This window comes from Emticicia sp. W12TSBA100-4 (assembly GCF_040253585.1).
GTDB lineage: Bacteria > Bacteroidota > Bacteroidia > Cytophagales > Spirosomataceae > Emticicia.
In genome coordinates this window covers 127,200-139,516 of sequence record NZ_JBELAU010000008.1, presented here as the reverse complement: position 1 = coordinate 139,516, position 12,317 = coordinate 127,200, and the positions used below count along the sequence as shown (strand labels likewise).

Sequence of the window (12,317 nt, the reverse complement as noted above, 5' to 3'; positions counted from 1 at the left end):
AACGCATGGCAAGTATTTATCAAGGCAAAACTGATTTAAAAGGAAACTAACGGCTTGTTTGTCTAAATACGAATTTGATTAGTTTTTACAGTATAAAAGGTAATAATCTCTTAAAAATTTATTCATGAATTTCTACAATTTTATAGTCAATCCAAAACCTAAAAGGCTCATCGCTCTTTTAGGTGTATTGTTCTTTTGTTCATTTTCCATAAATGCACAAAAACCTAAGTACAGAAATGTATTTAAGGAAATGGGTTATAGTCAAAAAGACATAGACGCCAAACTCCAAAAAGCCTATTATGATGTTTTTGAAGGCCCAAACAAAGTTTATTTTGAAGAAGAAGACTCGTTGGCTTATGTTTCGGATGTAAAAAACAAAGATGCACGCTCCGAAGGAATGTCGTACGGCATGATGGTGGCCGTTCAATTAAATAAAAAAGAAGTTTTTGATAAAATTTGGCGATGGGCAGTTAAATATTCTCAACACCAAAGCGGGCCAAGAGAGGCGTATTTTGCGTGGAGTATAAACCCGATTACTAAAAAGAAAAATTCTCAAGGTTCGGCTTCTGACGGTGAGCTTTATTTTGTAACCAGCCTTTTGTTTGCTTCCAATAAATGGGGTAACGATACGGGCATCAATTATTACAAAGAAGCCCGCCGAATTTTAGATAATATGTGGAAAAAAGATGGTACTGGAAATATTTATAACGTCATCAATACCGATGCCAAACAAATAAGTTTTGTGCCAGAAGGAGCCAACTATAAATGGACTGACCCTTCTTATCACTTGCCAGCTTTCATGGAAGTTTGGGCAAAATACGCAAAAGATGGTCACGAAGATTTCTACAAAGCATGTGCTGATACTTCAAGAGTATTTTTGCACCGAGCTTGTCACCCCGTAACTGCCTTAAACTCAGATTATACCGAATTTAGCGGAGCTCCACACCCAACTCGTTGGATGCCGCCAGGGTTTAGATATGACTCGTGGCGTGTACCGATGAACATTGCAATGGATTATACTTGGTACGGAAAAGACAAAAAATGGCAATTAGATTACGCCAAAAGATTCCAAAACTTCTTGCGTTCAAAAGGGTTGGATACGTACGACGACCAGTTTAATCTTGATGGTTCAAAACCCGAATTTATTTTGCAAGCTGGCCCAGTAAAAAAACTTCGACATTCCATTGGTTTGGTTTCTACTGCTGCCACAACTGCCCTTATCAACAAAGGAAAAGAAAGCAACGATTTTGTAAAAGCTATCTGGAATGCCAAACTCGAACCTTACGAAGACGGCTATTTCGATCCTTACTTCGATGGGCTCATGTATTTATTCAGTTTGATGCACCTAAGTGGTAATTATAAAATCATTGAACCCGCCAAATAACCTCAGTCTTTCACCTTTTTAACCTCAAAATATGAAAAAACTACTCGCAATTATCACTTTTTTGTTTGTGTGTGAAAACCTAAGTTTCGCACAAAATATGGAGAAAGAAATGCCAAAAGGCTACGAAAATGCTAAAAATGGTATTGCCAAAGGTAAAATTGACACAGTTCAGTATGAATCAAAAACAGTAGGTAGTACCCGTAAAACCTTGGTTTACACGCCGCCAAACTACGATAAAAAGAAAAAATATCCTGTATTTTATCTCCTTCATGGCATCGGTGGCGACCATCTTGAATGGTTTAAAGGAGCAAACCCTCAAAATATTTTGGATAATCTTTTTGCTGAAGGAAAAATTCAACCAATGATTGTGGTAATGCCAAATGGCCGTGCCATGAAAGACGACCGTGCAGGAGGAAATATCATGGCTCCCGACAAAGTTCAAGCCTTTGCCACTTTTGAAAAGGATTTATTAAATGACCTCATTCCGTACATCGAAAAAAACTATTCAGCACTAACTGACCGTGAAAATCGTGCGATTGCTGGGCTTTCGATGGGGGGAGGACAATCATTGAATTTCGGACTGGGAAATCTCGATAAATTCGCTTGGGTGGGTGGATTTTCTTCAGCTCCAAATACAAAAGTGCCGAAGGAATTAATGCCAAATCCCGAAGAAGCTAAAAAGAAATTGAAATTGCTCTTTATTTCGTGTGGTGATGCTGATGGATTAATCACATTCAGTAAGCGTACGCACGAGTATATGTACGAAAATGACGTGCCTCATATCTATTATCTCGAAGCTGGTGGACACGATTTTAAAGTTTGGAAAAACGGATTGTACATGTTTTCACAGTTTTTGTTTAAACCTACTAATCCAAGCACTTTTACTAAATATTCAGTTTTAGGAACTCCTGCCGCAAGCAATATTCGTAATGCCAAATACCCACAAATTTTGCCCGATAACCGTGTAATTTTCAAAGTAAAAGCACCCGAAGCACAAAAAGTACAGATTGATTTAGGGAAAAAATACGACATGGTAAAAGACACCAGCGGGTTTTGGAATGTAACAACCGATTCAATCAGCCGTGGATTTCATTATTATTCTCTCTTAATTGATGGCGTAGCCGTTGCCGACCCTGCCAGTGAATCATTTTATGGTATGAGCCGCATGGCAAGTGGCATAGAAATTCCATACAAAGAAGGTGGTTTTTATGCTTTGAAAGATGTTCCTCACGGCGATGTTCGTGTAAAAAAATACTATTCAAAAGTAACCAACTCTTGGCGTGAAGCATACATTTATACGCCACCAGGCTACGATAATTCTAGCGAAAAATATCCTGCCGTTTATCTTCTTCATGGTGGTGGCGAAGACCAACGAGGTTGGGCAACACAAGGCAAAACCGATTTGATATTGGATAATCTTATCGCCGAAAAGAAAGCAAAACCAATGGTAATCGTGATGATGGATGGGAATTTTCAAGGTGGTGGTGGCCCAGCAGGTTTTGGCTTGCCACAGCTTAATCAGTTTGAAAACGAACTCAAAAATGCCTTGATTCCATTTGTTGAAGCCAATTTTAAAGTGTCAAACGAAGCCAAAAATCGTGCATTAGCAGGTCTTTCGATGGGTGGCTTGCAAACTTTGCACGCTGGTGTTAAGAATCCCGACTTATTTAGTTATTTGGGAGTTTTCAGTTCGGGTTGGTGGGCAAATAATACCAAACTTTCAGACCCACAATACGAATTCATGAAAACCAATAAAGATAAAATCAATGCCAATATCAAAGAATTTTGGATTTCGCAAGGTGGGAAAGAAGATATTGCCCACGCTAATTGCCAAATTATGATGAAAAAAATGGACGAAATGGGTATCAAATATAAGTACAGCGAATATGCTGGCGGACATACTTGGCCAGTTTGGCGACATGATATTTACGAATTTGCACAATTACTTTTTAAATAAATTTCCATCTATTTTAATCAAAAAAAACAATGAAAAAAGCACTTTTAACAATCGCAATGATAATTTCTACGGTAGTGGCTTTCGCACAAAATGCCGTAGATGGTAACTGGAAAGGCTCACGAGAAACACCAAATGGTGTAATGGAAGTGAATTACTCTTTCAAAGTAGAAGGTACTAAATTAACAGGAATTTGGAAAAACCAACGAGGAGAATCAGCCATCGAAGAAGGAACGATTGATGGCAAAAAAATCTCGTTTACGATTTCTTTCGGCGAGCGTAAAATCAACTACACAGGCGAGTTAGTGTCTGAAAATGAGTTAGTTATCAAAAACGAAAGAGGCGAAACCAAACTGACAAGAGTAAAATAAGTCACCTGAAAGAGTAGCCGTTCCCTTTTGAAAGGCTACTCTTTCATTTTTAACGTTTTATCAATAATTTTTAATGAAAATTAAGTACGTTTTATCTTTTCTGGTTCTAACTTTTTGTGCCGAAGCACAAATGCAGCCCTTTGCCTTGCAAGAGGTAAAACTAAAAAATGGTATTTTCAATAATGCCCAAGATGTAGATTTAAAATACATTTTGGCACTAAATCCTGATAAATTACTCGCTCCGTATCTTATTGATGCAGGTTTGCCATTGAAAGCTGAGCGATATGGAAACTGGGAAAGTTCGGGTCTTGATGGTCACATTGGCGGACATTATTTGTCGGCGTTAGCCATGATGTATGCCAGCACAGGAAATGCCGAATTGAAGCAACGCCTCGATTATATGATTGCCGAATTGGCTCGTTGCCAAGCAAAAAATGGTAATGGCTATGTGGGGGGAATTCCGCAAGGAAAAGTATTTTGGGAAAGAATCCACAAAGGCGATATTGATGGCAGTAGTTTCGGACTCAACAATACTTGGGTGCCGCTGTATAATATTCACAAACTTTTTGCAGGTCTTCGTGATACTTACGAATTTACACAAAATCAACAAGCCAAACAGATTTTGATTGGGTTGGGCAATTGGTTTATCGAATTAATAAAACCCCTTAACGAAGAAAAAATCCAGCAGATTCTTCGTACCGAACACGGTGGAATGAACGAAGTTTTTGCTGACTTAAATATACTTACCAATGAAAAAAAATACCTCGAAACTGCTCAAAAACTAAACCACCAAGCAGTTTTGAATCCCTTACTTCAAAAACAAGATAAACTTACAGGGCTTCATGCCAATACGCAAATTCCTAAAGTAATTGGTTTTGAAAAAATTGCTACCCTCACCAAAAATGAAGAATTGTCGAGTGCGGCACAGTATTTTTGGCAGAATGTTTCGCAAACTCGAAGCGTGGCATTTGGTGGAAATAGCATGCGTGAGCATTTCAATCCTGTTAATGATTTTAGTAAAATGTTGGCCTCCAATCAAGGCCCAGAAACCTGCAATTCGTTTAATATGTTGCGGTTGAGCAAGGCTCTTTTTCTTGATAAAAATGATGCCAGTTATTTAGATTTCTACGAGCGAACACTCTATAATCATATTCTTTCGAGTCAACACCCCGAAAAAGGTGGATTTGTTTACTTTACTCCCATTCGCCCTAATCATTACCGAGTTTATTCACAACCCAATACGAGTATGTGGTGCTGCGTGGGTTCGGGTATCGAAAATCATACGAAATATGGCGAGTTGATTTATAGCCATTCCGAAAATGATGTTTTCGTCAATTTGTTTATTCCTTCTACTTTGAATTGGAAAGAAAAAGGCATACAAATCGAACAAAATACTGATTTTCCTTATAAAAATGAATCAGAATTGATGCTAAAAATAAGTAAATCTCAGATTTTTGCTCTAAACATTCGCCAACCTAAATGGGCTGAAAACTTTGAAGTTTTGGTAAATGGCAAAGTTTTTCAAACCTCAAAAACTGGAAATAACTATGTTTCAGTAAATAGAAAATGGAAATCGGGCGATAAAATTATGGTGCGTTTCAAGACCACTACACAATTAGAAAACCTACCCGATGGCTCAAATTGGTCGGCATTTGTGCATGGCCCAATCGTTTTGGCGGCTAAAACTTCAACCACAGATTTAGTTGGACTTTTTGCCGATGACAGCCGAATGGGACATGAAACCAAAGGCCCCCTTTACCCAATGAATAAAGCTTACGCCTTAGTTGACGAAAAAGGTGATTTTAAATCAAAAATAAAACCTATCGGTAACCTTAAATTCAGTTTAGATTCGCTTACTTTACAGCCGTTTTTTGAAATTCATGATGCCCGTTACCAAATGTATTTCCAGACTTTCAATAAAACTGCCTTTGAAAATTATCAAGCAAGTATCAAACAAAAAGAAGCCGAACAATTGGCTCTCGAAGCCCGAACAATTGATAAAGTAAATTGTGGAGAACAACAACCCGAAGTTGACCACAATTATAAGGGCGAAAGAAGTAATTCGGGCTATGATGATGAGCAATTTTGGCGAAACACTCGCTCATATATTTCATACCAATTATCCAATAAAAACAAACGGGGTAAAGTTTTGATAATAAGTACTTTAGATGATTTTAAATTAGAGAACATTTCAATAATTATCAACGAAAAACCTATTGAAAATGTCTCAAAAGAAAATAAAACAATTCAAATAAAAGACCTTGATAGCGAGAAGATTAACATTAAAATTAGTACCAAAAACAATGTTCCTTCGCCTCGATTTACCGAGTTCAGAGTAGTAACCGATTAAATTATCTGATTAATGAAAAAAACAATTTTAGCCGTTGTAGCAGGTTGCATAGCACTTTCGGCAACAGCCCAAACCAAAATCACGTTAAACACGGATTTGGCCAAAACCAAAATCAATAAACATATCTACGGCCATTTTGCCGAACACCTCGGTCGCTGTATTTATGGTGGTATGTATGTAGGAGAAAATAACACAAAGATTCCTAACACGGCTGGTGTAAGAAACGATGTAATTCAAGCCTTGAAAGAGTTAAAGGTGCCTAATCTTCGCTGGCCAGGTGGTTGTTTTGCTGATGCCTATCAGTGGAAAGATGGTATCGGCCCAAAAGAAAAACGCCCTAAAATGGTCAATGTTTGGTGGGGTGGCGTAACCGAAGATAATAGTTTCGGCACACACGATTTTCTTGACCTTTGCGAAAAAATTGGTGCAGAGCCTTATTTGGCAGGAAATGTGGGTAGCGGAACAGTTCAAGATTTATCGGACTGGGTAAGTTATGTGAATCAGCCAACGGGCAGCCCGATGTCTGACCTACGCATTCAAAATGGTCGTCAAAAGCCTTGGAATGTAAAAATTTGGGGAGTTGGCAATGAAGCTTGGGGTTGTGGTGGAAACATGACACCCGAATATTACGCCAATATTTACCGCCAATATGCCACATTCATGAAAGATATTACACCAGAATCTAAATTGTACAAAGTGGCTTCGGGTGCAAGTAGCGATGATTTCAACTGGACAGAAACATTGATGAAAAACATTCCGCACAATATGATGTCGGCTTTGGCATTGCACCATTATTCGGTTTTGAGTTGGAAAGATACCAAAGGTCCTTCGGTTGGATTTAACGAAGCAACTTATTTCAAAACCATGGAAGAAGCTTGGAAAATGGAAGAATTCGTAACCAAGCACAGCACCATCATGGACAAATATGACCCAGAGAAAAAAGTAGATTTGATTGTGGACGAGTGGGGGGGGTGGTACGAAACCGATGCCGAAGGTAAAGGGGCTTTGTACCAACAAAATACCATGCGTGATGCCATGATTGCGGGTCTTACACTTAATATTTTCAATAATCACGCAGACCGTGTTCGTGGAGCAAATTTGGCTCAAATCGTCAACGTTTTGCAAGCAGTAATCTTGACTAACGAAGAAAAGATGTTGCTTACGCCAACTTTCCACGTAATGAAAATGTACAATGTGCATCAAGATGCAACGCTCGTACCAATAAGTATTGAGTCGCCAACGTATGAATTTAATGGTAAAAAACTGACAGCCGTGAATTCGTCGGCATCAAAAGATGCTTCGGGAGCATTGAATATTTCTTTGACAAACATTGATTATCGTAAATCGCACGAAGTTACAATCAATCTTAGAGGTGAAGATTTCACTAAAGTTTCGGGGCAAATTTTGGCATCTGCCAACATCAGCGACCACAATACTTTCGAGCAACCAAACAAGGTTTCGATAAAAGATTTTTCGGGTGCAAAATTGGAGAAAGGTATTCTGAAATTAACGATTCCTGCGTATTCAGTAATTGTTTTGAAAGTTACAAAGTAATCAAAACTAAAAAATACGCATCATTTTTTAAAATATAAAAAATTGTGTTAAATTTACACAATTATAGGATGGTATTGATTATTTAGATTAAAGATAGGTTAAAGATGGTTTTATTCGAGAAAATCAATGATTTTCTCGAATTTTATTCAATTAAAAGAATAACAATTATAATATTTGCACAAATTTGTGCAAAACATTAAAAAATGAATAAATACCCTCACTCGACACGAATACTTGTTGCTCTCGATTGTATCGTTTTTGGCTTCGATGGCGAAGCACTTAAACTTCTCTTAATTAAAAGAAATTTTGAGCCAGAACAAGGAAAGTGGTCATTAATGGGTGGTTTTTTGGAAGAAGAAGAAGACCTCGAAGTAGCCGCTAATCGTATTTTATATGATTTGACAGGCCTAAAAGATATTTATTTTGAAGAAATTAAAACTTTTGGAAAAGTAAACCGTGATCCAGTTGAGCGTACTATCTCGATTTGTTTCTTTGCTTTAATAAATATTCATGCACATAACCAAGATTCGGCTAAAGCTCAAAATGCTTATTGGATTGATTTAAAAAACAGACCAAATCTGATTTTTGACCACAACCAAATGGTTGATCTGGCACTCGAAGAACTTCGTTACAAAGCTGCGTTGCATCCAATTGGTTTTGAACTTTTGCCCGAAAAATTTACTATTCCACAACTACAAAAACTTTACGAAGCTATATACGATTCACCACTCGATCGACGAAATTTTAGTCGAAAGATTCTATCAACTAATCTGTTGATAGACACTGGTGAAAAAAATCAAAATTCAACAACTAAGAAAGCAATCCTTTATCAGCTCGATAAAGAAAAATATCAAAGCCAATTTAGTGCCTTTCATTATTTTATTTCTGATTCAATGAGATAAAATTTGAACATTTGTAGTTGAGAGATTACCTCAATGAATTGCCACGATGGAATTATGTGCAATTTTACTACTAAAATCGTTATAGAATTTAATAAAATAATAATTGTGTCAATATAACACAAAATTAAATGGAGAGTACATACACAATAGGAGTTGATTACGGCACAGATTCGGTGCGTGCATTGGTTGTAAATACCCAAACAGGGGAAAATATTGGAACCGCCGTGCATTATTATAAGCGTTGGAAACAAGGACTATATTGTAATCCATCAATTTCTCAATTCAGGCAGCACCCACTTGATTATATCGAAGGGCTTGAAAGTGCCATAAAAGGTGCTTTGGAAGGAATTTCTGAGGAAATCAAACAAAATATTGTGGGAATTTCAATTGATACCACTGGTTCGACACCTGTGGCAGTTGATAAAAACGGAACACCTTTGGCGATGCTTCCTGAATTTGCCGAAAACCCAAATGGAATGTTTATTCTATGGAAAGACCATACCGCCAATGCTGAAGCAGAAGAAATAAATCAATTGGCACATCACTGGAATGTTGATTTTACAAAATATGTGGGCGGAATTTATTCTTCTGAATGGTTTTGGGCAAAAATTCTCCGAACGCTTCGAGTTGATGCAAGTATCCGAGAAAAAGCATTTTCTTGGGTTGAACATTGCGACTGGATTTCGGCGGTTTTGACTGGCGAAACCAATCCACTTATTATGAAACGCTCTCGTTGTGCGGCAGGGCACAAAGCCATGTGGCACGAAGAATTTGAAGGACTTCCATCAGAAGATTTTCTTACCAAACTCGACCCACTTTTAGCAGGCTTACGTGAGCGACTTTTCAGAAATACCTACACTTCTGATGAATCTATGGGCAAAATTTCAGAAGAATGGGCTTCAAAATTAGGTCTTTCAGCAAATGTGTCGATTGGCGTTGGGGCATTTGATTGCCACATGGGGGCAGTCGGTGCAGAAATCGAACCGTATGATTTTGTGCGTGTGATGGGGACTTCTACTTGTGATATGCTTATTGCCCCTAACGAAGAAATCGGACATTTACTCATCAAAGGAATTTGTGGACAGGTTGATGGATCTATCATTCCGAATATGCTCGGAATGGAAGCTGGGCAATCGGCCTACGGAGATTATTACGCTTGGTTTCAAAGAGTTATCACCGAGCCAGTGCGTGAACTTTTGGGCGAAAAAGCAGCCGAAGAATTAACTCAAAAATTAATTCCATATTTATCAGAAAAAGCTTTTTTGCTACCCATTACTGAAAATGACCCAGTTGCAACAGATTGGATTAACGGACGACGTACTCCCGATGCCAATCATGAACTTAAAGCGGCATTTATAGGGCTCAATTTGGGAACTGATGCTATCAAAATATTTAAAATGATTGTAGAAGCAACTGCTTTCGGCTCGAAGGCGATTGTTGATAGATTCATTAGTGAAGGGGTGCCGATTAAGCAAGTAATTGCCATTGGTGGAGTTGCTAAGAAATCACCTTTTGTGATGCAAACGCTGTCTGATGTGTTGAATATGCCAATAAAAGTAGCAAGTTCCGACCAAGCTTGTGCTTTGGGTGCAGCCATGAATGCTTCGGTAGCGGCTGGAGTTCATGCTAATCTTTTTGATGCACAAAAAGCCATGGGTTCGGGCTTCGATGCTCGTTATGAACCACGTGGTGAGTATGTAGAGGTTTATCAAAAGTTATATATAAAATATCAAAGTTTAGGAAAATATACTGAAAAAAATGCTTGATTTAAAATCTTATGAAGTTTGGTTTGTAACGGGTAGCCAACATTTATACGGAGAAGAAACACTTCGCCAAGTTGATGAACACTCAAAAGTTATAGCCGATTCTTTCAATAATTCGCCAGAAATTCCAGTAAAGGTAGTTTTCAAACCAGTTGTAAAAACACCTGACGAAATTCTTCAAATTTGCCGAGAAGCCAACGTCACTCCCAATTGTGTGGGTATAATTACTTGGATGCACACCTTTTCGCCTGCCAAAATGTGGGTTCGTGGACTCACGGCTTTGCAAATTCCTTTGTTGCATCTTCATACACAATTCAACCGTGATATTCCTTACAACGAAATTGATATGGATTTTATGAATCTGAATCAATCGGCCCACGGCGACCGTGAGTTTGGGCATATCATGACCAAAATGCGATTGAATCGCAAGGTTGTAGTTGGGCATTGGCAGGCAGCTTCGGTTCTCGAAAAAATCAATACTTGGGCTCGTGTTTCGGTGGCAAAATACAAAATGCAAACCATGAAAGTGGTTCGTTTTGGTGATAATATGCGTCAAGTAGCCGTGACCGATGGCGATAAAGTTTCGGCAGAAATGAAATTCGGTTTTTCGGTAAATACGCACGCCGTAGGAGATTTAGTACAGGTAATCAATCAAATTTCCGATGCTGAAATTGGGAAACTGATTCAAGAATACGAAGATACCTACGATTTGATGCCATCATTGAGTAAAGGTGGCGACCGTCGTAGTTCACTTTATGAAGCTGCACGCATCGAATTGGGCTTAAAAGCATTTTTAGAAGACGGTGGTTATTCGGCATACACTAATACTTTTGAAGACTTACACGGAATGCGTCAACTTCCAGGCATTGGCTCGCAACGCATGATGGCTGCTGGCTACGGTTACGGTGGCGAAGGCGATTGGAAAACATCGGCAATGGTACATATCATGAAAGTAATGGCAAGTGGAATGAAAGGCGGAAACTCTTTCATGGAAGATTATACTTATCATTTCGACCCAGCCAATTCGATGGTTTTAGGTTCACACATGCTCGAAATTTGTCCAACCATTGCTGCCAAAAAAGTAAAATGTGAAGTACATCCGCTCGGAATTGGTGGAAAAGAAGATCCTGTTAGATTGGTATTTAATGCTGCTGCTGGGCCAGCTCTGAATGTTTCGTTAGTCGATTTAGGAAATCGTTTTCGTCTGATAGTCAATGAAGTAGAAGCGGTGGAAGTAACTGAATCTTTCCCGAAACTACCAACAGCTCGTGCTTTATGGAAGCCACAACCAAGCATGGAAATTGGCTTGCAAGCATGGATTTTGGCTGGTGGAGCCCACCATACGGTTTATAGCCAAAATCTAACTACCGAATACATCGAAGATTTGGCCGAAATGCTCGATGTTGAGTTGGTAGTGATTGATAAAGATACAACCATAAGAGGATTGAAAAATGAATTGAGATTTAATGATATTTCCTATAAATAATCTGCTAATTTAGGATAAAATCAGACTTGTAAACTCATTTCTTTCAATTTAAATCTATGGCAGATTCATTTAGCACGAAGATAGTTTCGGCAAGAAAACGTATTGCTTTGGTAGCACATGATAATAAAAAAGATGATTTGATTGACTGGGCAATTTATAACAAAGCCGTTTTATCGAAACATCAATTATTTGCCACAGGTACAACTGGACGGCTACTCGAAGAAGCTCTTGATATTTCGGTGGTGAGGTTGTTAAGTGGCCCACTCGGTGGCGACCAGCAAATTGGAGCTTTGATTGCCGAAGGAAAAGTTGATATGCTATTTTTTTTCTGGGACCCCATGGAAGCACAACCGCACGACCCCGACATTAAAGCACTTTTACGCTTGTGTGTGGTTTGGAATATTCCGATGGCTTGCGACCGTGCAACCGCCGATTATATCGTTACATCGGCATTGATGCACAAAGAATACGAAACGGCCGTGCCTGATTATAGAAATTATACGAAAAGAAAAATTAATTTAGGTTGAAGCAGTTTTATGCAAATCTGAAATTG

9 protein-coding genes are annotated in these 12,317 nt (G+C 38.5%); all 9 read left to right on the top strand.

Annotated features, from left to right (window positions below; genetic code table 11):
- Positions 1–124: 124 nt before the first annotated feature.
- A complete protein-coding gene (locus ABR854_RS13010) occupies positions 125–1,384 on the top strand; it encodes a family 8 glycosyl hydrolase (RefSeq protein ID WP_350265835.1) in 1,260 nt (419 codons plus the stop codon).
- Positions 1,385–1,415: 31 nt separating this feature from the next.
- Positions 1,416–3,341 (top strand): alpha/beta hydrolase-fold protein, encoded by a 1,926-nt coding sequence (locus ABR854_RS13005; RefSeq protein ID WP_350265834.1) that lies wholly within the window; start codon positions 1,416–1,418, stop codon positions 3,339–3,341.
- A gap of 29 nt (positions 3,342–3,370) precedes the next feature.
- Complete coding sequence (locus ABR854_RS13000) at positions 3,371–3,709, top strand: hypothetical protein (protein WP_350265833.1); 339 nt, start codon at positions 3,371–3,373, stop codon at positions 3,707–3,709.
- Positions 3,710–3,782: 73 nt separating this feature from the next.
- Positions 3,783–6,059: a beta-L-arabinofuranosidase domain-containing protein gene (locus tag ABR854_RS12995; RefSeq protein WP_350265832.1), complete on the top strand. Its 2,277-nt coding sequence runs from the start codon at positions 3,783–3,785 to the stop codon at positions 6,057–6,059.
- A gap of 12 nt (positions 6,060–6,071) precedes the next feature.
- Positions 6,072–7,613 carry an alpha-N-arabinofuranosidase gene (locus tag ABR854_RS12990; protein WP_350265831.1) on the top strand — a complete coding sequence of 514 codons (1,542 nt, stop codon included), beginning with the start codon at positions 6,072–6,074 and terminating at the stop codon, positions 7,611–7,613.
- Between the two features lie 203 nt (positions 7,614–7,816).
- Positions 7,817–8,515, top strand: a complete 699-nt coding sequence (locus ABR854_RS12985; RefSeq protein WP_064198207.1) for an NUDIX hydrolase — start codon at positions 7,817–7,819, stop codon at positions 8,513–8,515.
- 128 nt (positions 8,516–8,643) lie between these two features.
- Positions 8,644–10,281: a ribulokinase gene (locus ABR854_RS12980; RefSeq protein WP_350265830.1), complete on the top strand. Its 1,638-nt coding sequence runs from the start codon at positions 8,644–8,646 to the stop codon at positions 10,279–10,281.
- Positions 10,274–11,764, top strand: a complete 1,491-nt coding sequence (araA, locus tag ABR854_RS12975) for an L-arabinose isomerase (RefSeq protein ID WP_350265829.1) — start codon at positions 10,274–10,276, stop codon at positions 11,762–11,764. Before ABR854_RS12980 ends, araA begins: the two co-directional genes overlap by 8 nt.
- A gap of 56 nt (positions 11,765–11,820) precedes the next feature.
- A complete protein-coding gene (locus ABR854_RS12970; protein ID WP_350265828.1) occupies positions 11,821–12,291 on the top strand; it encodes a methylglyoxal synthase in 471 nt (156 codons plus the stop codon).
- The last annotated feature ends 26 nt before the right edge of the window (positions 12,292–12,317 follow it).